The 24,084-nt window shown below is 63.8% G+C and carries 14 protein-coding genes; 11 read left to right on the top strand and 3 right to left on the bottom strand.

What is annotated here, in order from left to right:
• The first annotated feature begins 75 nt into the window (after window positions 1-75).
• The 11 genes from AC070A_RS17625 (at window position 76) to AC070A_RS17675 (ending at window position 20,122) form a co-directional block, all read left to right on the top strand.
• On the top strand, window positions 76-3,402 hold the full coding sequence (locus AC070A_RS17625; protein ID WP_112996752.1) for a transglutaminase family protein: 3,327 nt from the start codon (window positions 76-78) through the stop codon (window positions 3,400-3,402).
• Window positions 3,403-5,811, top strand: a complete 2,409-nt coding sequence (locus AC070A_RS17630; RefSeq protein WP_112996753.1) for a circularly permuted type 2 ATP-grasp protein — start codon at window positions 3,403-3,405, stop codon at window positions 5,809-5,811.
• 17 nt (window positions 5,812-5,828) lie between these two features.
• Window positions 5,829-6,707 carry a transglutaminase family protein gene (locus AC070A_RS17635; RefSeq protein WP_093233532.1) on the top strand — a complete coding sequence of 293 codons (879 nt, stop codon included), beginning with the start codon at window positions 5,829-5,831 and terminating at the stop codon, window positions 6,705-6,707.
• Window positions 6,708-6,885: 178 nt separating this feature from the next.
• Complete coding sequence (locus AC070A_RS17640; protein ID WP_058326677.1) at window positions 6,886-8,127, top strand: vWA domain-containing protein; 1,242 nt, start codon at window positions 6,886-6,888, stop codon at window positions 8,125-8,127.
• Window positions 8,128-8,346: 219 nt separating this feature from the next.
• Window positions 8,347-10,812, top strand: a complete 2,466-nt coding sequence (locus AC070A_RS17645) for a glycogen/starch/alpha-glucan phosphorylase (protein ID WP_112996754.1) — start codon at window positions 8,347-8,349, stop codon at window positions 10,810-10,812.
• Window positions 10,809-13,019: a 1,4-alpha-glucan branching protein GlgB gene (gene glgB / locus AC070A_RS17650; protein ID WP_058325246.1), complete on the top strand. Its 2,211-nt coding sequence runs from the start codon at window positions 10,809-10,811 to the stop codon at window positions 13,017-13,019. The genes AC070A_RS17645 and glgB overlap by 4 nt, the downstream gene beginning before the upstream one ends.
• Before the next feature lie 120 nt (window positions 13,020-13,139).
• Window positions 13,140-14,402 (top strand): glucose-1-phosphate adenylyltransferase, encoded by a 1,263-nt coding sequence (gene glgC, locus AC070A_RS17655; protein ID WP_057254598.1) that lies wholly within the window; start codon window positions 13,140-13,142, stop codon window positions 14,400-14,402.
• Window positions 14,403-14,409: 7 nt separating this feature from the next.
• Window positions 14,410-15,852: a glycogen synthase GlgA gene (gene glgA, locus AC070A_RS17660; RefSeq protein ID WP_112996755.1), complete on the top strand. Its 1,443-nt coding sequence runs from the start codon at window positions 14,410-14,412 to the stop codon at window positions 15,850-15,852.
• 6 nt (window positions 15,853-15,858) lie between these two features.
• Window positions 15,859-17,487: an alpha-D-glucose phosphate-specific phosphoglucomutase gene (locus tag AC070A_RS17665; RefSeq protein ID WP_057254596.1), complete on the top strand. Its 1,629-nt coding sequence runs from the start codon at window positions 15,859-15,861 to the stop codon at window positions 17,485-17,487.
• A 107-nt stretch (window positions 17,488-17,594) separates the two neighbouring features.
• On the top strand, window positions 17,595-19,559 hold the full coding sequence (gene glgX / locus AC070A_RS17670; protein ID WP_112996778.1) for a glycogen debranching protein GlgX: 1,965 nt from the start codon (window positions 17,595-17,597) through the stop codon (window positions 19,557-19,559).
• A gap of 74 nt (window positions 19,560-19,633) precedes the next feature.
• Complete coding sequence (locus AC070A_RS17675; RefSeq protein WP_057254595.1) at window positions 19,634-20,122, top strand: MaoC family dehydratase; 489 nt, start codon at window positions 19,634-19,636, stop codon at window positions 20,120-20,122.
• Between the two features lie 103 nt (window positions 20,123-20,225).
• Here AC070A_RS17675 and soxG read toward each other — a convergent pair whose 3' ends face one another.
• Genes soxG through AC070A_RS17690 form a run of 3 tightly spaced genes read right to left on the bottom strand, consistent with a single transcriptional unit; the run spans window position 20,226 to window position 24,080 of the window.
• Window positions 20,226-20,777, bottom strand: a complete 552-nt coding sequence (soxG, locus tag AC070A_RS17680; RefSeq protein ID WP_112996756.1) for a sarcosine oxidase subunit gamma family protein — start codon at window positions 20,775-20,777, stop codon at window positions 20,226-20,228.
• Window positions 20,770-23,763: a sarcosine oxidase subunit alpha gene (locus AC070A_RS17685; RefSeq protein ID WP_112996757.1), complete on the bottom strand. Its 2,994-nt coding sequence runs from the start codon at window positions 23,761-23,763 to the stop codon at window positions 20,770-20,772. Before AC070A_RS17685 ends, soxG begins: the two co-directional genes overlap by 8 nt.
• Window positions 23,760-24,080 (bottom strand): sarcosine oxidase subunit delta, encoded by a 321-nt coding sequence (locus tag AC070A_RS17690; RefSeq protein WP_057254592.1) that lies wholly within the window; start codon window positions 24,078-24,080, stop codon window positions 23,760-23,762. Before AC070A_RS17690 ends, AC070A_RS17685 begins: the two co-directional genes overlap by 4 nt.
• Between the last annotated feature and the right edge of the window lie 4 nt (window positions 24,081-24,084).

Here is a 24,084-nt window from a genome sequence, read left to right on the forward strand (position 1 = left end):
CTTTCTTACTTTGCATTGCACAAACTTCCCGGAGATGGGGGCGCAAGACCTACCACGAAGGGGATCAAATTCGGCATGTCGATCAAGGCCAGTATCTATCACCTGACCCACTACACCTATGACCGTCCCGTAAGGCTGTCGCCGCAGATCATCCGGCTGAAGCCTGCGGCTCATTCCAAGACGAAGGTCATCAGCCACTCGCTGAAGGTTTCGCCCGCCAATCATTTCGTCAACCTGCAGCAGGATCCCTACGGCAACTACCTTGCCCGCTTCGTCTTTCCCGATCCGGTCAGCGAGTTGAAGATCGAGGTCGATCTCGTCGCCGACATGACCGTCTACAATCCTTTCGACTTTTTCGTCGAAGAAGAGGCGGAACACTGGCCCTTCCCCTATCCTGCAGATCTCAGCGATGATCTTGAGATCTATATGACGCCGGAACCGGTCGGGCCGGCGCTTGGCGCTTTCCTCGCGACAGTCGACCGCGCGCGGCAACGCACGATCGATATGGTGGTCGGGCTCAATGCGCGCCTGCAGCAGGAGATCGGCTACGTCATCCGCATGGAGCCCGGGGTCCAGACGCCGGAGGACACCTTGACGTCGGCCCGCGGTTCCTGTCGCGATTCGAGCTGGCTGCTGGTCCAGATCCTGCGCAATCTCGGCTTCGCCGCCCGTTTCGTCTCTGGCTATCTCATCCAGCTCACGCCCGATCTCAAGGCGCTCGACGGCCCCTCGGGCACCGACCACGACTTTACCGACCTGCATGCCTGGGCCGAGGTCTACCTGCCCGGCGCCGGCTGGGTCGGGCTCGACCCCACCTCGGGCCTCTTGACCGGCGAAAGCCACATTCCGCTTGCCGCAACGCCCCATTATCGCAACGCCGCGCCGATCTCCGGCGGCTTCTTCGGCGATCCCGACACCCGAACCGATTTCGCCTTCGACATGAAGGTGACACGTGTCGCGGAACATCCGCGCATCACCAAGCCGTTCTCCGACGAAAGCTGGGAAGCCTTGAACGCGCTCGGTGAACAGGTCGATCGCGTGCTCCAGGAAAACGACATACGGCTGACGATGGGCGGCGAGCCGACCTTCGTTTCGATCGACGACTTCGAGTCCGAGGAGTGGAACACTGACGCGGTCGGCCCGACCAAGCGCGAGAAGGCGGACGCGTTGATCCGCCGCCTGCGCGAACGCTTCGCGCCCGGCGGTTTCCTGCACTATGGCCAGGGCAAGTGGTATCCCGGCGAAAGCCTGCCGCGCTGGACCTTCTCGCTCTACTGGCGCAAGGACGGCGTGCCGATCTGGCGCCGCCCCGACCTCATCGCCGAGGAGGCAGGCCACCACGACGTCACCGCGAAGGACGCCGAACGTCTGTTGCATCTGATGGCAGGCGAATTGAGCGTGCCGACCGAGATGGTCCAACCGGCCTTCGAAGATCCCGCCGACTGGCTGCTGAAGGAGGCAAACCTCCCCGAGAACGTCGATCCCTCCAATTCCAAGCTGAAGGACCCCGAAGAGCGCAGCCGCATGGCCCGCGTCTTCGAACGCGGCCTGACGGCACCGACCGGCTACGTGCTGCCTGTGCAGGCCTGGAATGCGCGTGCCACTGGCGTGCGGTGGATGAGCGAGAAATGGCAGACGCGCCGCGGCCGCATCTTCCTCGTTCCCGGCGACAGCCCCGTCGGTTATCGCCTGCCGCTCGGCGCCTTGCCCTATGTCGCGCCCTCCGCCTATCCCTATATCCATCCGGTCGACCCGACCGTTCCCCGGAACGATCTGCCTGATTTCGCCGAAAGCAGCGCCCGCCCGCAGCATTCCCGCTTTCAAGCCGCGGAAGTACCGGAAAGCCCGCAGGCACAGCCACGCGACGAAATAGCCGGGCTGGTGCGCACCGCCATCAGCGTCGAGCCGCGCGACGGCAGGCTCTGCGTCTTCATGCCGCCGATGGCCAGCGTCGAGGAATATCTCGACCTCATCGCGTCCGCGGAACGCGCTGCAGCCGCGATCGGACTGCCCGTGCACATCGAGGGCTATGCGCCGCCTCAGGACGAGCGCATCAACGTCATCCGCGTTGCGCCGGATCCGGGCGTGATCGAGGTCAACATCCATCCGGCTGCCAGCTGGCAGGATTGCGTCGACATCACCACGGCGGTCTACGAAGAGGCGCGGCGGAGCCGGCTTGGCGCCGACAAGTTCATGATCGACGGGCGCCACACCGGTACCGGCGGCGGCAACCATGTGGTCGTGGGCGGCGCCAATCCCAATGACAGCCCGTTCCTGCGTCGTCCGGATCTTCTGAAGAGCGTCGTCCTGCACTGGCAGCGCCACCCGTCGCTTTCCTATCTGTTCTCCGGCCTGTTCATCGGCCCGACGTCGCAGGCGCCGCGCATCGACGAGGCCCGGCACGATCAGCTCTATGAGCTTGAAATCGCGCTTGCCCAGGTGCCGATGCCGGGTTCGGCGACCCCACCACCCCTGCCCTGGCTGATCGATCGGCTGTTCCGCAATCTGCTCGTCGATGTCACCGGCAACACCCACCGTGCCGAGATCTGCATCGACAAGCTGTTCTCGCCGGATGGTCCGACCGGGCGTCTCGGCCTCGTCGAGTTCCGCGGCTTCGAGATGCCGCCGAACGCCCGCATGTCGCTTGCTCAGCAACTGCTGGTGCGCGCGCTCATCGCCCGCTTCTGGAAACACCCTGTTGATGGCCGCTTCGTGCGCTGGGGGACGACGCTGCATGATCGCTTCATGCTGCCGCACCATGTCTGGCAGGATTTTCTCGAAGTGCTCGCCGATCTTCGCGCCCACGGCTTCGACTTGAAGCCCGAATGGTTCGAGGCCCAGCTCGAGTTCCGTTTCCCCTTCTGCGGCGAGGTCGAATACCAGGACGCCAGGCTCGAAATCCGTCAGGCGCTCGAACCCTGGCACGTGATGGGCGAACAGGGCGCGATCGGCGGCACAGTGCGCTATGTCGATAGCTCGGTCGAGCGCCTCCAGGTCAAGCTCGATACCGCCAACCCCGAGCGCTACGCGGTCGCCTGCAACGGCCGGCCCGTGCCGCTGACGCGCACCGGCTCCAACGGCTCGGCTGTTGCCGGCGTCCGCTACAAGGCCTGGCAGCCGGCCTCGGGCCTGCACCCGGTCCTGCCGGTCAACACTCCCCTTACATTCGATATCTATGATACATGGTCGAATCGGGCGATTGGCGGATGCATCTACCACGTCGCCCATCCGGGTGGGCGCAGCTACGACACGTTTCCGGTCAACGGCAACGAGGCGGAGGCTCGGCGCCTGTCGCGGTTCGAGCCCTGGGGTCATACGCCAGGAGGATATCCGCTTCACCCGGAAAGCCCGTCGATGGAATTCCCGATGACGCTTGATCTCAGGCGTCCGCCAGGAGCGTAAATGGCGAAAAAGCAAACAGCCGCCGAGAGCCATCGGGGCACCGAGGACGATCCGGTGTTCGGTTACCGCGCCCTTCCTGATATCGCCGACGAGATGCTCGACCGGGAGGGCAATGTCCGCCCCGTCTGGCAGCGGCTACTCGCGACCCTGGGGCGGCTCGACGAAACGGAACTTGCCAACCGCTTCGCCCGCGCCGACCGCTACCTGCGCGATGCTGGCGTCTTCTACCGTGTCTACGGTGCCAAGGAGGCCTCTGACCGGAACTGGCCGCTGTCGCATATCCCCGTCCTGATAGACGAGAAGGAATGGGCAACGGTTTCACAAGGGCTCGTGCAGCGTGCCGAACTCCTGGAGAAGGTGGTCGCCGATGTCTACGGCGAGAACCGGCTGGTGCGCGAGGGTCTCCTGCCGCCGGCACTGGTCGCCTCAAACCCGGAGTTCCTGCGGCCGCTCGTCGGCGTGAAGCCGGCCGATGGTCATTTCCTGCATTTCGTATCCTTCGAGATCGGCCGCGGCCCCGACGGCAATTGGTGGGTGCTTTCGGACCGCACGGAAGCGCCCTCCGGCGCCGGCTTCGCATTGGAGAACCGGGTCGCGACCACGCGCGCCTTTTCCAATCTCTACGCGGAATCTCATGTCCACCGACTGGCGGGCTTCTTCGGTGAGTTCCGAGACGCGCTTCAGAGCCGCAAGCTGCATCCGGATGACCGCATCGCCGTGCTTTCGCCCGGCATCGCCAACGAGACCTATTTCGAACACGCCTATATCGCCCGCTACCTGGGCTTCATGCTGCTTGAAGGTGAAGACCTGACGGTCCTGGGCGGCCGGGTGATGGTGCGAACCGTCGCCGGCCTCAAGCCGGTGGGCGTGCTCTGGCGCCGCCTTGACGCGGCCTTTGCAGATCCCCTCGAGCTCAACCAGTCCTCGCATATCGGCACACCCGGCATCGTCGAGGCGCTTCGCGCCGGCTCCGTCTCGATCGTCAACGCGCTCGGCACCGGCATCGTCGAGACACGCGCCTTCCTCGCCTTCCTGCCGGCGATCTGCCACCATTTGCTCGGCGAGGAGCAGAAGCTGCCCTCGATCGCCACCTGGTGGTGCGGACAGCCGGCCGAGCGCGAACAGGTCGCTGCCAACCTCGATCGCATGGTCATCGGCCCGGCCTATGCGACGCGCCCCTTTTTCGATGACAACGGCCAGTCGGTGCTCGGCGCCACGCTCGACGAGAAAGCCCGCGCCTCGATCGCCGATTGGCTCGGCGCCGAGGGCGGCAATCTCGTCGGCCAGGAGGTCGTCACGCTCTCGACCACCCCCGCCTGGGTTCGCGGCCGGCTGACGCCACGGCCCATGAGCCTGCGCGTCTTTGCAGCACGCACCCGTGACGGCTGGCAGATCATGCCCGGCGGTTTCGCCCGCATCGGCTCCGGCGACGATGTCGCGGCAATCGCCATGCAGGCAGGCGGCACTGCCGCCGACGTCTGGATCGTCAGCGACCGGCCGGTGGAACGCACGACACTGCTTCCGGCTGAGGAAAGCTTTACCCGCAACATGCCGGGAAGCCTGCCGAGCCGCGCAGCCGACAATCTCTTCTGGCTCGGCCGCTACATCGAGCGTTCGGAAGGGGCGCTGCGCATCCTGCGCGCCTGGCACGGCCGCTTCGCCGAAACCGCCGATCCGGACCTGCCGCTCCTGAGGGATGTCAGCGACTATCTCGGCGCGCTGGACATCGACACGCGCCAGGCGGTGCCCGACAGTCTGCTTGCCAACATCTCCAGCGCCCTTTTCAGCGCCGGCAACATCCGCGACCGGTTCTCCCCGGACGGATGGTTGGCGCTCAACGACCTGTCGCAGACGGCGCGCAAGTTTCACGCGACGGTGCAGGCCGGCGACGATGCGACCCGCGCGATGACGGTGCTGCTCCGCAAGCTCGCCGGCTTTGCCGGTCTCGTGCATGAAAACATGTACCGTTTCACCGGGTGGCGCTTTCTGTCGATCGGCCGATACCTGGAGCGCGGCCTTCACATGACGCGGCTGCTCGGCCATATGTCGGGCCCGGATGCGCCCGACGGCGCCTATGACATGCTGCTCGAGATCGGCGACAGCGTCATGACCCACCGCCGGCGCTACAATGTCAGCACCGCCGCCTTGACCGTGACCGATCTTTTGGCGCTCGACCCGCTCAACCCGCGCTCGGTGCTCTACCAGTTGAACGAGATCAAGACCGAGGTGGAACTGCTGCCGAACGCCTTCGTCAACGGGCAGATGTCACCCTTCTACCGCGAGGCGATGCGCCTGCATTCGGGCCTCGCGGTGATGACGCCGGAAGCGATGAACCTGGGTGTCTACAATCGCCTGGAGCGGGATCTCGAAAGCCTGTCCGATCTGCTCGCGCGAACCTATCTCGGCTAGCGGGCGAAGGGACGGACATGCTCTACGATATCAGCCTGAAGATCACCTATGACTATGAAGTACCGGTTTCCGGCGGGCGCCATCTCGTGCGCGTGATGCCGGCGACGCTCCCCGGTCGCCAACGGCTCATCGTCGGTTCGCTGAGCTGCCAGCCAATGCCGGCCGAGCGCGCCGAAAGCATCGACTTCTTCGCCAACCCGTTCACCTCGATCCTGTTTCGGTCCTCTCACGACGACCTGACGATCCGCATGCAAGCGCGGGTACAAGTAGAGTCGCAGCTTTTGACCGCGGATTTTTCGCCTGACCTCGCCGGCCTGCCGGCCGAGCTCTCCGCTTGCTGGTCCGTCGACGCCGACGCACCGCATCACTTCACGGGACCAAGCCCGCTCCTGCCGGAAGCACCTGACATTGCCGCCTATGCGCGGGCAATCGTCACGGACACCATGACGGTCCGACAGATCGCCGCGGCAGTTTGCGAGCGCATCCACCACGATTTCACCTATGACGGCGAGGCCACGACGGTGAACACGACGCCGGGCGAGGCGTTCAAACTGAAGCGCGGCGTCTGCCAGGATTTCGCCCATGTAATGATCGTGGCGCTGCGAAGCCTCGGCATCCCCGCCGGCTATGTCAGCGGCTTCCTGCGGACAATCCCTCCACCCGGCAAGGAACGCCTCGAGGGTGCCGACGCCATGCACGCCTGGGTGCGGATCTGGTGCGGTACCACAGGCGGCTGGCTCGAACTCGACCCGACCAACAATATTCCGGCAGGAACCGACCATATCGTCGTCGGTCACGGGCGCGACTATGGCGACGTTGCGCCCGTCATCGGGGTCCTGAAGAGCTATGGCAGCCAGACGACGAAACAGGCCGTCGACGTCATTCCCGTGCCCTGACCCGAATTGACACACCACAATTCTCATTTTCATACACGGCATATGCCGCGGAACCCGCTGTAAGCACTGGTTTTCCTGCATTCCGTTAAAATTGCAGCGATCGCCGGAACGAAATCGTAAGCCATCGACGCTATTGATGCCCGCAAGCTTGCAACGTGTTCCTTTGGGGTGTGCAAAGATGGGAAGACGATACACTGTAGGCCGGTCCTTCGTAGCGATGCTCAAGGACCGGGGTGGCAATTTCGGCATTATGGCCGCACTCGCAGCGCCATTGATATTGGCAGCCGGCGGCGTCGCCATAGATATGGCCGGCATGATGACGGCCAAGAACCAAATGCAGGATGCAGCGGATGCCGCAGCGCTTGCGGCGGCCTCTTCTCTGGTTGCGAAGGATCCACCGACGATTGCGAAGGCAAAGGAAATAGCCGCGGCCTTCCTCAAGAACCAGTCGGGCGGCACCGCCGTCGACGTTCCTGGCGGGCAGGATCCAGGCGGCACGGGATCGCTGGCCAAAACCGCTTCGGCGGAAGCGTCGACGGCCGGCCAGCCGGTCATCGACATCATTGAAAGCAGCAATGGCCCTACCGGTAGGGCCTACAACGTCACGGTCCTGAACAAGCAGACGTTCCAGTTCAACGCGATGACACGCCTGCTCGGAAAGACATCAATCAACATCGAAACCCGTGCCACCGCCGAAAGCGCGACAGAGAGCAAGAATGCGCTCTCGATGTATCTGGTGCTCGACCGCTCCGGCTCCATGGCCTGGAAGACCAATACCAAGGACACGACCAAGACGTCGTGCCCGAACTACACGGAATCGAACTGGAGCAAGTATCCGAACCTGAAGGCAAGCAACCCCTGCTACGTGACGAAGATCGACGCGCTGAAAAGCGCTGTCGGCGATTTGGTCAAGCAGCTGAACACCGCCGACCCGAACACTCTGTATGTCCGCACGGCGGCCGTCTCCTACAATTCCGCGCAGGACACGGCAGGGAACCTCGCATGGGGTACAACCGGCACCTCGACTTATGTGAACGCCCTTGTCGCAACAGGTGGCACGGCATCGGGCAACGCGTTCAAGACAGCCTACAACCGCGTTGCCGCGACGACCGAGGATGACGCCCACAAGGCTAAGAACGGCCAGGTTCCCACAAAGTACATCGTCTTCATGACCGACGGCGACAACAACAACACGAGCGACGACACGACAACCCTGACGTGGTGCGACACCGCACGAAAGAACAAAGTTCAGGTCTATACCGTCGCATTCATGGCGCCGGATCGCGGCAAGGCGTTGCTCAAGGCCTGCGCTACGACCGAAGCGAATTACTTCCAGGCGGAAGAAGCCGCCGATCTGATCGCAGCCTTCAAGGCGATCGGTGAAAAAGCCTCGGCCATGGCTACGCGCCTGACGAAATAAAACACCAAACCCGTGCCCTTCTTGCCGCCCGGTCCTGCCGGGCGGCATTTGCTTTCGGTATCGCCGGCCTGCTCCACCAACGACTTCCCACCGTTTGAGACAGTTCTAATCCATTTAAAAACATCTGTTGCAAGCGCTTCGGATCGATGCATAAATTGCCTTTATCCCCGGTCGGGTCCGGCCTGCGACCTCCCAACGCAAAAGGGTAAAGACAGTTTCATGATGAACAGGCTCTCCACCAACGACGTGCCGCAGCCCGCCCTGAGGTCGTCCGAACCCGGCCAGCTCGCCGTCGAAATCCTCGAACGCCTGAAGTATCGCATCGGCAAGGATCCGAAGGTTGCCAAGCCGCACGACTGGCTGACGGCCGCGATCCTGGTCGCCCGCGACCGCATCACCGACAAGTGGATGGATTCCACCCGCAAGACCTATGCGACCGGTGCCAAGCGCGTTTACTACCTCTCGCTCGAATTCCTCATCGGCCGCCTGATGCGCGACGCCATGACCAATATCGGCCTGATGGACGAGATGCGTGATGCGCTCGCTTCGCTCGGTGTCGATATCGATGTCGTTGCCGAACTCGAGCCGGATGCGGCGCTCGGCAATGGCGGTCTCGGCCGTCTCGCCGCCTGTTTCATGGAATCGATGGCGACCGTCGACGTGCCCGCCTATGGCTACGGCATCCGCTACATGCACGGCCTCTTCCGCCAGCAGATGGCCGATGGCTGGCAGGTGGAACTGCCGGAAACCTGGCTTGCCCACGGCAATCCCTGGGAGTTCGAGCGGCGCGAAAGCTCCTACGAAATCGGCTTCGGCGGCATCGTCGAAACCGCCAATGTCGATGAGGAAATCCAGCGTTTCGTCTGGAAGCCGGCCGAACGCGTCATCGCCACGGCCTTCGATACGCCCGCCGTCGGCTGGCGGGCAAAGCGTGTCAACACGCTTCGCCTCTGGACGGCGCAGCCGATCGACCCGATCCTGCTTGCCGCCTTCAACGCCGGCGACCACATCGGCGCGCTGCGGGAGAGCAACAAGGCGGAAAGCCTGACCCGCGTTCTCTACCCCGCCGACGCGACGCCTGCCGGCCAGGAACTGCGGCTGCGCCAGGAATATTTCTTCTCCTCCGCCTCTCTGCAGGACATCCTGCGCCGGCATCTGCAGCAATATCCGGACTTCACCTCGCTGCCGGACGCCGTCGCCATTCAGTTGAACGACACCCACCCGGCCATCTCCGTTGCCGAACTGGTGCGCCTCCTGACGGATCTGCACGGCCTCGATTTCGAGCAGGCCTGGGACATCACCCGCCGCACGATCTCCTACACCAACCACACGCTTCTGCCGGAGGCGCTCGAAAGCTGGCCGGTGCCGCTCATCGAGCGGCTGCTGCCGCGCCACATGCAGATCGTCTACGCGATCAACGCCAAGATCCTGATCGAGGCTCGCCGGCAGAAGGGCGCAACGGACGACGAGATCCGCAACATCTCGCTAATCGACGAGAGCGGCGAACGTCGCGTGCGCATGGGCAACCTTGCCTTCGTCGGTTCGCATTCGATCAATGGCGTTTCGGCACTGCATACGGAGCTGATGAAGGAAACGGTCTTTGCCAACCTGCACGGGCTTTATCCCGATCGCATCAACAACAAGACCAACGGCATCACCCCGCGCCGCTGGCTGATGCAGTGCAATCCCGGTCTTTTCGGCCTGATCCGCGACGCGATCGGCGACGAGTTCATGGACAATACCGAGGCGCTGCAGGCACTCGATGCCTTTGCGGACAAGGCGGATTTCCAGGAGCATTTCGCCGCCGTCAAGCGCGCCAACAAGGTCCGCCTCGCCCAGCTCGTTCAGAGCCGGCTCGGCATCAGGCTCGATCCGTCGGCGATGTTCGACATCCAGATCAAGCGCATCCACGAATACAAGCGCCAGCTTCTGAATATCATCGAGGCGGTGGCGCTCTACGACCAGATCCGCTCGCATCCGGAGCTCGATTGGGTCCCGCGCGTCAAGCTCTTCGCCGGCAAGGCGGCGCCCAGCTATCACAATGCCAAGCTGATCATCAAACTCGCCAACGACGTCGCTCGCGTCGTCAACAACGACCCGGCGGTGCGCGGCCTCCTGAAGATCGTCTTCGTGCCAAACTACAACGTCTCGCTCGCCGAGATCATGGTTCCGGCCGCCGACCTCTCCGAGCAGATCTCGACCGCCGGCATGGAAGCGTCCGGCACTGGCAACATGAAGTTCGCGCTGAACGGCGCGCTGACGATCGGCACGCTTGACGGCGCCAATGTCGAGATGCGCGACTGGATCGGCGAGGAAAACATCAAGATCTTCGGCATGACCGCCGAAGAGGTGACGAAGGCCCGCGCCGAGGGCCACAATCCGCGCGCCATCATCGAAGGATCGCGCGAGCTGTCGCAGGCACTGCAGGCGATCGCCTCCGGCGTCTTCTCGCCGGACGACCGCAACCGCTTCTCCGGTCTTATCGACGGCATCTACAATCACGACTGGTTCATGGTTGCGGCCGATTTCGAGGCCTATGCCAAGGCGCAGCGCGAGATCGACCAGCTCTGGACGACACCGTCCGACTGGTATGCGCAAGCGATCCGCAACACCGCACGGATGGGCTGGTTCTCATCCGATCGCACCATCCGGCAATATGCCGGGGAAATCTGGAGAGCTGGATGACGCCTTCGGCCGGCAAGGACCCGGAACCCGCAGCTTCAGGTCTGCTGTCAGCGCCGGATATCGCGGCCATTCTTTCGGGCACGCACGAAGACCCCTTCGCAGTCCTCGGCGTGCACCCCGCCGGCAAGGCCGTCCTTGCCCGCTGCTTCATCCCCGATGCCGAGACCGTGACGGTGGAAACGCTCGCCGGCAAGGAACTCGGCACGCTCGAGCGACGTGACGACGCCGGTTTCTTCGAAGGGTCCGTGTCGCTGAAGAAACCCCAGCCGGTGCGCTACCGCGCCCGCAATGAGGGCGGCGAATGGATCGTCGTCGATCCCTATAGCTTCGGTCCGGTGCTCGGCCCGATGGACGACTACTACATCCGCGAAGGTTCGCACCTCCGGCTCTTTGACAAGATGGGCGCGCACCCGATCCACCATGACGGCGCCGACGGCTACCACTTCGCCGTCTGGGCACCCAATGCCAAGCGCGTTTCCGTCGTCGGCCAGTTCAACGACTGGGACGGCCGGCGACACGTCATGCGGCTGCGCACCGACACCGGCATCTGGGAAATCTTCATTCCCGGCGTCGAAGGCGGCCTCGCCTATAAATACGAGATCCTCGATCGCAACGGTACGCGGCTGCCGTTGAAAGCCGATCCTTTTGCCCGGCGCTCCGAGCTTCGCCCCAACACCGCTTCCGTGACGACGCCGGAGATTGCGCAAACCTGGGACGACGAGGCACATCGCAAGCATTGGGCAACGGTCGATGCCCGTCGCCAGCCGATCTCGATCTACGAGGTCCATGCCGGATCCTGGCAGCGCCGCGACAATGGCGAGATGCTCTCCTGGGACGAACTGGCGGACCGGCTGATTCCCTATTGCGTCGACATGGGCTTCACCCATATCGAGTTCCTGCCGATCTCCGAATTTCCCTTCGATCCGTCCTGGGGCTACCAGACGACCGGGCTCTATGCGCCCACCGCCCGCTTCGGCGAGCCGGAAGGTTTTGCCCGTTTCGTCAACGGCTGCCACAAGGTGGGCATCGGCGTCATCCTCGATTGGGTGCCGGCACATTTCCCGACCGACGAGCACGGGCTGCGCTGGTTCGACGGCACGGCACTTTACGAGCACGAGGACCCGCGCCAGGGCTTTCACCCGGACTGGAACACAGCAATCTACAATTTCGGCCGCCAGGAAGTCCTGTCGTTCCTCGTCAACAACGCGCTCTATTGGGCGGAGAAGTTCCACGTCGACGGGTTGCGCGTCGATGCGGTCGCCTCGATGCTCTACCTCGACTACTCGCGCAAGCACGGCGAGTGGGTGCCGAACGAGTATGGCGGCAACGAGAACCTCGAGGCTGTTCGCTTCCTGCAGACGCTGAACACGGAAATCTACGGATCCCATAAGGGCATCCTGACGATCGCCGAGGAATCGACCTCCTGGCCGAATGTATCGCATCCGGTCCATGCCGGGGGTCTCGGCTTCGGCTTCAAGTGGAACATGGGCTTCATGCACGACACGCTGCAATATCTGTCGCGCGAGCCGGTGCACCGCAAGTTCCACCACAATGACCTGACCTTCGGCCTGCTCTACGCCTTCAGCGAAAACTTCGTTTTGCCGCTGTCCCATGACGAAGTCGTGCACGGCAAGGGATCGCTGATCGCCAAGATGGCCGGCGACGACTGGCAGAAGTTCGCCAATCTCAGGGCCTATTACGCCTTCATGTGGGGCTATCCCGGCAAGAAGCTCCTGTTCATGGGACAGGAATTCGCGCAATGGCGCGAATGGTCCGAGGAGCGCGCGCTCGACTGGAACCTGCTCGAATATCACCTGCACGAGGGCATGCGGCGCCTCGTGCGTGACCTCAACGGCACCTACCGCGCCAAGCCCGCCCTTCATGCCCGCGATTGCGAAGGCGACGGCTTTGAGTGGCTGCTTGCCGACGACCGCGACAATTCGGTCTTTGCCTGGCTGCGCAAGGCGCCCGGTGAAAAACTCGTCGCCGTCATCACCAATTTCACGCCCGTGTACCGGGAGAGCTACGCCATCCCGCTGCCGGTTGAAGGTCGCTGGAAGGAGATCCTCAACTCTGACGCGGAAATCTACGGAGGAAGCGGCAAGGGCAACGGCGGCGCCGTCTATGCCGGGAAGAGCACCACGGGAGCGATCATGGCCAACATCACGCTGCCGCCGCTGGCGACACTGATGCTGGAGCAGGAGTAAACTTCATCCGGTCCGCCCCCCGAAATCGGCAGGCGGAACGAGACTGTAAAATTCGAGGGCCGCAAGGCGTCGCCAAAAGCCGCCGTGACGACCCCGGAAGTCAATGATTGGGGAGGACAAATGGTGGAAAAGCGTTCGCAACCTCTGGCACGTGATGCCATGGCCTATGTTCTCGCTGGCGGTCGCGGCAGTCGTCTGAAAGAACTGACGGACCGACGGGCGAAGCCGGCGGTCTATTTCGGCGGCAAGGCCCGCATCATCGACTTCGCGCTATCGAATGCGCTGAACTCCGGTATCCGCCGCATCGGCGTCGCCACCCAGTACAAGGCGCATTCCCTGATCCGACACCTGCAGCGCGGCTGGAACTTCTTCCGCCCCGAGCGAAACGAAAGCTTCGACATCCTGCCCGCCAGCCAACGCGTTTCCGAAACGCAGTGGTACGAGGGCACCGCCGATGCCGTCTATCAGAACATTGACATCATCGAGGACCACGGCGTCGAGTACATGGTGATCCTTGCCGGCGACCATATTTACAAGATGGACTACGAATTGATGCTGCAGCAGCACGTCGATTCCGGCGCCGACGTCACCATCGGCTGCCTCGAAGTGCCACGCATGGAAGCGACCGGCTTCGGCGTCATGCATGTCGACGACAAGGACCGCATCATCGCCTTCGTCGAGAAGCCGGCCGATCCGCCGGGAATCCCCGGCAATCCGGACATGGCGCTTGCCTCGATGGGCATCTATGTTTTCCACACGAAGTTCCTGATGGATCTCCTGCGCCGCGACGCCGCCGATCCGAAATCGAGCCGCGACTTCGGCAAGGACATCATTCCCTACATCGTCGACAACGGCAAAGCCGTCGCCCACCGCTTTGCTCAGTCCTGCGTGCGGTCCGATTTCGAGCGCGAGGCCTATTGGCGCGACGTCGGCACGATCGATGCCTACTGGCAGGCCAATATCGACCTGACCCATGTGACGCCCGAGCTCGACATCTACGACAGCACCTGGCCGATCTGGACTTTTGCCGAGATCAAGCCGCCGGCGAAATTCGTGCATGACGACGAGAACCGGCGCGGCTCGGCGACGTCGTCGCTTATATCAGGCGACTGCATCATCTCCGGTGCTGCGCTCAACCGCAGCCTGTTATTCACAGGCGTCAGAGTTAATTCATATTCCCGTCTGGAGAATGCCGTAGTTCTTCCCGATGTGAAGATCGGTCGCCATGCGCTCTTGAGCAACGTGGTCATCGACAGCCGTGTCGTGATCCCGGAGGGGCTCGTTGTCGGTGACGATCCGGAGCTCGATGCCAAGCGTTTCCGGCGTTCGGAGAACGGCGTCTGCCTGATCACGCAAACGATGATCGACAAGCTGGGAATGTAGGCACTCCATGAACGTCCTGTCCGTTGCGTCCGAAGTCTATCCGCTGATCAAGACCGGGGGGCTCGCCGATGTCGTCGGCGCGCTCCCGGCAGCGCTTGTGCCGCACGGCGTCAAGACCCGCACCCTGGTGCCCGGCTATCCTGCCGTGCTGCAGAAGCTGAAGAAGAAAAAGAAGGTCGGCAGTTTCGCCAACCTGTTCGGCAATCCGGCAACAATTCTGGCCGCCGAGGTCGACGGGCTCGACCTGCTGGTCCTTGATCAGGCCGCACTCTACGCGCGCGACGGCGGGCCTTACGTCGATGCGACCGGCCGCGACTATGTCGATAATTTCCGCCGCTTCGCAGCACTCTCGCTTGCGGCGGCCGAGATCGCCGGCGGCGATGTCGTTTCCGGCTGGAAGCCCGATATCGTCCACGCTCATGACTGGCAGACGGCGTTGACGCCGGTTTACATGCATTTCGGCTCCGCTGCCGCGACCCCGACGGTCATGACGATCCACAACATCGCCTTCCAGGGCCAGTTCGGCGCCTCGGTCTTCCCCGAGCTTGCGCTTCCCCCGGAAGCCTTCTCGATGCAGTTCGTCGAATACTACGGCGATGTCGGCTTCCTGAAGGGCGGTCTGCAGACCGCAAACGCGGTCACCACGGTCAGCCCGTCCTATGCACAGGAGATCCTGACGCCGGAATTCGGCATGGGCCTCGAAGGCCTGTTGAAGAGCCGCGTCGCCGATCTCTCGGGCATCGTCAACGGCATCGACGCCGATATCTGGGATCCGCAGACCGACCCGCACATCGCCCAGCATTTCAGCGCGACGACCTTGAAGCAGCGCGCCGGCAACCGCCGAGCGCTCGAAGAACGCTTCGGCCTCGAAAAGGGCAACGGTCCGATCTTCTGCGTCGTCAGCCGGCTCACCTGGCAGAAAGGCATGGACCTCGTCGCGGAAGTCGCGGACGAAATCGTCGCCATGGGTGGAAAGCTCATCGTGCTCGGTTCCGGCGATGCGGCGCTCGAAGGCGCGCTGCTGGCCGCCGCCTCCCGCCATCGTGGCCATATCGGCATGGTCACCGGCTACAACGAGCCGCTGTCGCATCTGATGCAGGCGGGGTCCGACGCGATCCTCATCCCGTCGCGATTTGAGCCCTGCGGGCTGACCCAACTCTATGGCCTGCGCTACGGTTGCGTGCCGGTTGTCGCCCGGACCGGCGGGCTTGCCGATACCATCATCGACGCGAACGAAGCCGGGCTTGCGGCCAAGGTCGCCACAGGCTTCCAGTTCACGCCAGTGAACGCCGACGGGCTGCGTCTTGCGATCCGGCGCGTACTGCGTGCATACAGCGAACCCAAGGTCTGGGCGAAAATTCAGACCCAGGGCATGAAATCGGACGTTTCCTGGGCCACAAGTGCCGATCGTTACGTCTCTCTATATTCCGGTCTTCTCGGGAAAGGTTAAGTCCGCATGATAAGAACGGTTACCACAACCCCCTATGGCGACCAGAAACCTGGCACGTCGGGGCTGCGCAAGAAGGTCCCGGTCTTCCAGCAGAAGAACTATGCCGAGAACTTCATCCAGTCGATCTTCGATTCGCTCGAGGGCTTTCAGGGCGAAACACTGGTGATCGGCGGCGACGGCCGCTACTACAACCGCGAAGTCATCCAGATCGCCATCAAGATGGCGGCGGCGAACGGCTTCGGCCGCGTACTCGTCGGCCGTGGCGGCATTCTGTCGACGCCGGCCGCCTCCAACGTCATCCGCAAATACAAGGCCTTTGGCGGTATTGTGCTCTCGGCCAGCCACAATCCCGGCGGCCCAACGGAAGATTTCGGCATCAAATACAATATCGGCAATGGCGGCCCGGCACCGGAAAAGGTCACCGACGCGATCTATGCCCGCAGCAAGGTGATCGACAGCTACAAGACGTCTGACGTCGCCGACATCAACCTCGATGCCGAAGGTACGCAAGAGATCGACGGCATGACGGTGACCGTCATCGATCCGGTGGCCGACTACGCCGAGCTGATGGAAAGCCTGTTCGACTTCGCAGCCATCCGCAAGCTGATCTCGGGCGGCTTCCGCGTCGTCTTCGACGCCATGAGCGCCGTCACCGGGCCTTACGCCAAGGAGATCATCGAGAAACGCTTGGGCGCACCCAAGGGCTCGGTGATGAACTTCATTCCGCTGCCGGACTTCGGCGGCCACCACCCGGACCCGAACCTGGTGCACGCCCGCGCGCTCTACGAGACGATGATGGCGCCCGACGCGCCGGATTTCGGCGCCGCCTCCGACGGTGACGGCGACCGCAACCTCGTCATCGGCCGCGGCATCTTTATCACGCCCTCCGACAGCCTCGCGATGCTTGCCGCCAACGCGCATCTGGCGCCCGGCTACGCCAAGGGCCTTGCCGGCATTGCCCGTTCGATGCCGACCAGCGGCGCGGCCGACCGCGTCGCCGAGAAGCTCGGCATCGGCATCTACGAGACGCCGACCGGCTGGAAGTTCTTCGGCAACCTGCTCGACGAGGGCATGGCGACGATCTGCGGCGAGGAAAGCGCCGGCACCGGCTCAAACCATGTGCGCGAAAAGGACGGCCTCTGGGCCGTCTTGCTCTGGCTCAACATTCTCGCCGTGCGCAAGGAAAGTGCCCTCGACATCGCTCAGAAGCACTGGGCGACCTACGGCCGCAACTACTACTCGCGCCACGACTACGAGGAAGTGGATAGCGACGCCGCCAACGGCCTGATCGCCAACCTGCGCGACCAGCTTGCCACGCTTCCCGGCATGTCCTTCGGCGCGCTCAAGGTGGCGACATCAGACGACTTCGCCTACAACGACCCAGTCGATCATTCCATCAGCAAGAACCAGGGCATCCGCATCCTGTTCGAGGGCGGCTCGCGCGTCGTCTTCCGCCTGTCAGGCACCGGCACCTCGGGCGCGACTTTGCGCGTCTACATCGAGCGCTTCGAGCCCGATGCGGCGCGCCACGACATCGAAACGCAGACAGCGCTTGCCGATCTCATCGCCGTTGCCGACGAGATCGCCGGCATCAAGACCCGCACCGGCCGCACCGAGCCGAGCGTCATCACCTGAGATCCTGGGCCGCTTTATGCGGCCCTTTTTCTGTCGACCGAACACCCCCTTTGCCCGGAAGGGCAGAGGGGGTGTTCGGGCACATCTGGAACAAGAGGGCCGCCTTCATGCCGACCACCGGAAATCCACCCCTCGGCGCCACCGTCACGCCTGAGGGCACAGTGTTTTCCGTCTGGTCGCGCAACGCCGCGCGCATCGATCTCTGCCTGTTCGACAAGACCGGCTCCAGGCAATTGCGGCAGCTACCGATGGTCCGCAACGGCGACCTGCACAGCCTGACGGTTGTCGATGCGCCGAAGGGCACGCGCTACGGCCTTCGTGCCGACGGCGTCTACTCACCCGACCACGGCCTCTGGTTCGACCCTTCCAAGCTCCTTGTCGATCCCTACGCCATCGAACTCGACCGGCCTTTCCAGCATGATCCGCGCCTGACGATCTTTGGCGAAGACACAGCTGATCTGGTGCCAAAAGCCATTGTCACCGAGGCGAAGATCGTCAAGCCGAAGGCGCCACTCTTCCGTGCTGGCGGCCTTATCTACGAGATCGCCGTCAAGCCCTTCACCATCCTCCATCCGGATATCCCGGAAGCCAAGCGTGGCACCGTGGCGGCACTGGCCGAGCCCGTCATCATCGAGCATCTCAAGCGCTTGGACGTCTCGGCCGTCGAACTGATGCCGATCGTCGCCTGGATCGACGAACGCCACCTGCCGCCCCTCGGTCTCAGGAACGGCTGGGGCTACAATCCGATCGCGCCGATGGCGCTCGACCCGCGGCTGGTGCCGGGCGGCATCAAGGAACTGCGCAAGACGGTCGAGGCGCTGCGCAAGGCCGGCATCGGTGTCATCCTCGATCTCGTCTTCAACCATTCCGGCGAAAGCGACCGCTTCGGCACCACGTTGTCGATGCGCGGCCTCGACAACCTGACCTATTATCGTCATGTCACCGATCGCCCAGGCGAACTCATCAACGACACCGGCTGCGGCAATACCATTGCCTGCGACCACCCGGTGGTCGAAGCGCTGATCCTCGACAGCCTGCGCCATTTCGTGCATGCCGCCGGTGTCGACGGCTTCCGCTTCGACCTCGCCTCGATCCTCGGCCGCGACATGGGTGGTTTCCATCGCGAGGCGCGGCTCTTCCAGGCGATCTCGGCCGATCCGCTGCTTGCCGACCGCGTGCTGATCGCCGAACCCTGGGACATCGGCCCGGGCGGCTACCAACTCGGCAACTTCCCCTCCCCCTTCCTTGAATGGAACGACCGCGCGCGCGACGACATCCGCATCTACTGGCGCGGCGACCGCCACGCGATCGGCGCTCTGGCGACGGCGCTCGCCGGCTCGTCGGGCAGTTTTGCCCGCTGGGGCGAGAGCGGGACACGCACCGTCAACTTCATCGCCGCCCATGACGGCTTCACGCTCGCCGACATCGTCTCCTACGCCGGCAAACACAACGAGGCGAACGGCGAAGAGAACCGCGACGGCCACAACGAGAACCACTCCTGGAACAACGGCGCGGAAGGCGCCACCGGAGATCCGGAAATCCTGACGGCCCGACGTCATGACGTGATGGCGCTGCTCGGCACGCTGTTTTCCTCCCGCGGGACGATCATGCTGACCGCCGGCGACGAAGGCGGGCGCAGCCAGCACGGCAACAACAACGCCTATTGTCAGGACAACGCCATCACCTGGCTCGACTGGACCGCGATGGACGACGATATCGTCGCCCACACAGCGGCCTTGTCGGCGATGCGCCGACGCTTCGACGTATTTGACCAAACGGCGTTCCTGACCGGAAACGGCGATGTCGATTGGCGGCGGCTGGACGGACAGCCCATGGCCGTCGGCGACTGGGAGCATCCGGCGACGGACAATCTGATGATGGTGCTCGCCACCCGTGACCGCACGCAGAAGCGGGCGACGCGCCTTGCCGTCGTCATCAACCGCAGCCACGCGCCCCACCCCGTCAGGCTCCCCGACAGCATCGACGGAAAGTGGCAGAACGTGCTGGCAAGACCTGCCATTCCAGACCATGTCGCGCCGCGGTCCGTCACCTTCCTTGTCGAAGTTTTCTAAAGCTTTTCCACCGCTTGCAGGTTGCACCGGGCGGGCCTATAGATCGTTCGGGGGGCTTGTTTCGGGGCGTTTACATGCTGCAGGACATATCACTTTCTGAGATCAAGGTACTGGTCGGCAAGGAGGTCGGCGTTTCCGACTGGATCACGGTCACTCAGGAAACGATCGACAAGTTCGCCGAAGCGACCAGCGACTACCAGTATATCCACGTCGATCCGGTCCGCGCCGCCGCCGAAACACCCTTTGGCGGCACGATTGCACACGGCTTCCTGTCGCTCTCGCTGCTTTCGGCCATGAACTACAATTGCCTGCCGAAGATCCGCGAACAGACCATGGGCATCAATTACGGCTTCGAAAAAGTGCGCTTCATCGCTCCGGTGAAGAGCGGCGCCAAGGTGCGCGGCCACTTCGTGATGGCCGATGCGCGCTTCCGCGGCGCCAGCATGCTGATGATCACCTACGACGTCAGCGTCGAAATCGAGGGCGAGCGCAAGCCGGCGTTGACGGCCACCTGGCAGACGATCATCCAGTTCGATCCGAAGGACCGGCCAGCGGATGCGTGAGGCGGCATGGCCCACGCGTCCTGCCAGCACAATGAGAGCGGACAATTTTCAGACGGTCTGAGAAAGCCGGGAAGCGCTTGCAGGCACTTCCCGGCTCTTCTATTCAATGCCCCGCGTCGGCAGCACCTTCGGACAGCAGACCGAAGACGAAGGGCGAGAACGACCGCCAGCACTCGACCCGGAACTGGTCCTCACCGGTGCGGAGGAGAATGATCTCCGCCTTGCCGAAGATGGTGCGCGAGCAGGCGCCGACAGGGAAGACCGGCAGCGACAGATCCTGCGGGCAGCCGCTGTTAACAGCCACGTCCGCGCCCGCACCGCTGACGATGACGGCAACGTTGCGATGCGAAATGTCGACCGCCGAATGTAGTGTCCCGCTCGAAGCAGCCGCCGCCATCAGGTCGGCTTCGCCTTCATCGAACACCAGCCACTCGTCCGGCCCGATCCACAGGGCATGACGCTGGCCTGATGAGGCCGAGGTCTTCGGCCGCGTCGGCAGGGTGACGCCGAGCGCTGCCGAGAGCGCCGGCAGTGCATCGGCACCGGCCCGCAACGAGATGCGTGTCGCCGCCGGTGCCGGCGTCAGGATCGCTTCGGCCGAGCCGCCGCGCGAGGTGAGCGCCGCCTTGCGGCTTGCAATTGCCTGATCAACCATGGAGGCGACCCCCTTCCTTGTCAAAGAACACCATGTCGCTCACCTCGACGGCGATCGTGCGATCGGCCATCGGCACGTAGAGTGTCTGGCCGAGGCGCTCGCGCCCGCCGGCAACCATCGCCAGCGCGATCGAACGACCGCAGTTTTCCGACCAGTAGGACGACGTCACATGGCCAAGCATGGTCATCGGCTTCGGCTGGTTCGGATCGGCCACGATCTGCGCGCCCTCCTCCAGCACCACCTTCGGATCCTTGGTGAGCAGGCCGACGAGCTGTTTGCGGCCATCCTTGACGAGATCCGGGCGCTTGAGGCCGCGGATACCGACGAAGTCGGGCTTCTTCTTCGACACCGCCCAGGAGAGGCCGGCATCGTCGGGCGTCAGCGTACCGTCGGTATCCTGGCCGACGATGATGTAACCCTTCTCGGCGCGCAGCACGTGCATGGTTTCCGTGCCGTAGGCGCAGGCGCCCATTGGCTCGGCCCGCGCCCAGATCGCTTCCCAGACCGCCTGGCCATAGTCAGCCGGAACGTTGACTTCGAAGCCGAGCTCGCCAGTGAACGACATGCGGAAGAGCCGGGTCGGGACGCCGCAGATCTTGCCTTCGGCAACGCTCATATGCGGGAAGGCCTCGTTGGAAAGGTCGATGCCTTCAACCAGCGGCGCGATGATCTCGCGTGCCTTCGGCCCCTGGGCGGCGATGACGGCCCACTGTTCCGTCGTCGAGGTCAGCCACACCTTCAGATGCGGGAACTCGGTCTGCAGATAGTCTTCCATGTGGTTCATGACGCGCGGCGCACCGCCGGTCGTCGTCGTCACGTGGAAGCGGTCCTCTGCCAGGCGGCCGACCACGCCGTCGTCATAGACGAAGCCGTCGTCGCGCAGCATGATCCCGTAGCGGCAGCGGCCCGGCTTCAGGTTGTCCCAGGCATTGGTGTACATGAGATTGAGGAACTGCGCGGCATCCGGGCCGACGACCTCGATCTTGCCGAGCGTCGAGGCGTCGAAGACACCGGCGACGTCACGCACGGTCTTGCATTCGCGCCCGACCGCCTCGTGCATGTCTTCGCCGGCGCGCGGATAGAACCAGGCGCGCTTCCAGTTGCCAACGTCCTCGAACTCGGCGCCATGCGCCTCCTCCCAGGCATGCATGGGCGTCTTGCGCGCCGGATCGAAGAGGGCGCCGCGCGAATGGTTGACGATCGCGCCGAAGGTTATCGGCGTATAGGGCTGGCGGAAGGTGGTGAGGCCCACCTGAGGGATGTCCTTGCCAAGCGCTTCGGCGGCGATCGCCAGACCGTGCATGTTGGACAGCTTGCCCTGGTCGGACGCCATGCCGTTGGTGGTGAAGCGCTTGATATGCTCGATCGAGTGCATGCCTTCGCGCACCGCCAGACGGATGTCCTTGGCGCAGACGTCGTGCTGGAAGTCGATGAAGGCCTTGACCGTCGTGTCCGGCCCGGCGCCTTCTGCAGCGCCGATCATGCCGCCGGTCCAGCCGAAGCGATTTTCACCCGAAAGCGCCACCTGCGCCCCGCCTTCGGCACCGGCCGCACGGGCGGTCAGTTCGCCGGCGGCAAGCGCCTCGTCGATCGTTGCCTGAAGATCGTCGGTGCCGTTGCAGGCGCCGATCGACAGGCAATCCTGCAGATAGGTGCCGGGCAGGAAGCGCTGCGTTGCCGCATCGAACTTCACCTTGCCGCGCGACTGCGAGAAGAGGTGCACCGACGGCGTCCAGCCGGCCGAGACCAGCAGCGCGTCGACGGCGATCTTGCGCGCCGAACCGCCGCCGTTGCGGGCAACGCTGATCGAGTTCACGCGCAGCTTGCCGCCGGCCTTGATCACCGAATGCCCCGTCAGCACTTCGATGCCGAGACGGCGCGCCTCGGCGAGCACCGTCTCGCCGGGATTCTCGCGGCAATCGACGATCGCCGCCACGGTAACGCCGGCGCGCTTCAGGTCGAAGGCGGCTTCATAGGCGGAGTCATGGGCGGTGTAGACGCCAACCTTCGAGCCGACGGCGACGCCGAAATGGTTGAGATAGGTGCGGCCGGCCGAAGCGAGCATGATGCCCGGCCGGTCATTGTTGGCAAACACCATGTGCCGTTCGATCTGGCCGTTGGCAAGGATCACCTTCTTGGCACGCACCTGCCACAGCCGCTCGCGCGGCAGCGACTTGTCGAGCGCCGCCAGGTGATCGGTCACCCGTTCGACCAGGCCGACGAAGTTGTGGTTGTAGTAGCCGAACCCGGTGGTGCGGGTCAAAAGCGTGACGTTGTCCATGGCGGCAAGCGCCTTGGCAGTCTCCTGCGCCCAGTCCCAGCCGTCCTTGCCGTCGATCGTCGTGCCGCTTTCATAGCGCAGCGCACCGCCCACTTCCGGCTGTTCGTCGCAGATGATTACCTTGGCGCCCGCCTTGGCGGCGGCAAGTGCTGCCGACAGTCCGGCAACCCCGGCACCGATGACGAGCACGTCGCAATGGGCGTAGCGGCTCGCATAGTGATCCGGATCGGCTTCCGTCGGGGCGACGCCGAGACCGGCCGCGCGGCGGATGAAGGGTTCGTAGATCGCGTGCCAGGCGGCCTTCGGCCACATGAAGGTCTTGTAGTAGAAGCCGGCGGCGAAGAACGGCGACATCAGATCGTTGAGACCGCCGACGTCGAAGGCGAGCGACGGCCAGCGGTTCTGCGATTCCACCTTCATGCCGTCGAAGACTTCCTGCACCGTGGCGCGCACGTTCGGCTGCCGTCGGGCGGCATCACGCGAGACATCGAGCAGCGCGTTCGGCTCTTCCGCACCGGCCGACAGAATGCCGCGCGGGCGGTGATACTTGAACGAACGGCCGACAAGGTGAATGCCGTTGGCAAGCAACGCCGAGGCGACCGTATCGCCCTCGAGCGCCGTCAGCGTGCGGCCGTCGAAGGTGAAGCGTGCGGTGCGCGCCGGTGTCAGGCGGCCCACGCCTGGAATGCGATTGGCCCCCATCATTTCGCAGCTCCCTTATCCTGCTCGCTCTGAAGAATGGCGGCGATGTCAGGCTTCGGCTCGCCAGCCTTGTAAGTGGTGTAGAAGCGGTCGCTGACCGTGTCGCGCGCGGCGTTGAAGAAACGGCCGCAGCCATGGATATGGCGCCAACGCTCGAAGATCAGACCCTTCGGGTTCTGACGCAGGAAGAAATATTCCTCGAATTCCTCGTCGGTGATGTCGGCGATGTTGGTCGGACGGGCGATATGGGCGTCGCCGGCGCCGCGGAATTCGAGCTCGGAGCGCTCTTCTTCGCAATAGGGGCAGTAGATCAGAAGCATCTCG

It is taken from the genome of Ensifer sp. GW101-20A05 (assembly GCF_059424735.1).

What these genes read in the sequence shown, in the direction of transcription:
- glgA (WP_112996755.1), top strand. Translation starts at nt 14,410, where the DNA reads ATGAACGTCCTGTCCGTTGCGTCCGAAGTCTATCCGCTGATCAAGACC.
- AC070A_RS17645 (WP_112996754.1), top strand. Translation starts at nt 8,347, where the DNA reads ATGATGAACAGGCTCTCCACCAACGACGTGCCGCAGCCCGCCCTGAGG.
- AC070A_RS17640 (WP_058326677.1), top strand. Translation starts at nt 6,886, where the DNA reads ATGGGAAGACGATACACTGTAGGCCGGTCCTTCGTAGCGATGCTCAAG.
- AC070A_RS17665 (WP_057254596.1), top strand. Translation starts at nt 15,859, where the DNA reads ATGATAAGAACGGTTACCACAACCCCCTATGGCGACCAGAAACCTGGC.
- AC070A_RS17690 (WP_057254592.1), bottom strand. Translation starts at nt 24,080, where the DNA reads ATGCTTCTGATCTACTGCCCCTATTGCGAAGAAGAGCGCTCCGAGCTC.
- glgC (WP_057254598.1), top strand. Translation starts at nt 13,140, where the DNA reads ATGGTGGAAAAGCGTTCGCAACCTCTGGCACGTGATGCCATGGCCTAT.
- AC070A_RS17630 (WP_112996753.1), top strand. Translation starts at nt 3,403, where the DNA reads ATGGCGAAAAAGCAAACAGCCGCCGAGAGCCATCGGGGCACCGAGGAC.
- glgX (WP_112996778.1), top strand. Translation starts at nt 17,595, where the DNA reads ATGCCGACCACCGGAAATCCACCCCTCGGCGCCACCGTCACGCCTGAG.
- AC070A_RS17625 (WP_112996752.1), top strand. Translation starts at nt 76, where the DNA reads ATGTCGATCAAGGCCAGTATCTATCACCTGACCCACTACACCTATGAC.
- AC070A_RS17675 (WP_057254595.1), top strand. Translation starts at nt 19,634, where the DNA reads ATGCTGCAGGACATATCACTTTCTGAGATCAAGGTACTGGTCGGCAAG.
- AC070A_RS17635 (WP_093233532.1), top strand. Translation starts at nt 5,829, where the DNA reads ATGCTCTACGATATCAGCCTGAAGATCACCTATGACTATGAAGTACCG.
- soxG (WP_112996756.1), bottom strand. Translation starts at nt 20,777, where the DNA reads ATGGTTGATCAGGCAATTGCAAGCCGCAAGGCGGCGCTCACCTCGCGC.
- AC070A_RS17685 (WP_112996757.1), bottom strand. Translation starts at nt 23,763, where the DNA reads ATGATGGGGGCCAATCGCATTCCAGGCGTGGGCCGCCTGACACCGGCG.
- glgB (WP_058325246.1), top strand. Translation starts at nt 10,809, where the DNA reads ATGACGCCTTCGGCCGGCAAGGACCCGGAACCCGCAGCTTCAGGTCTG.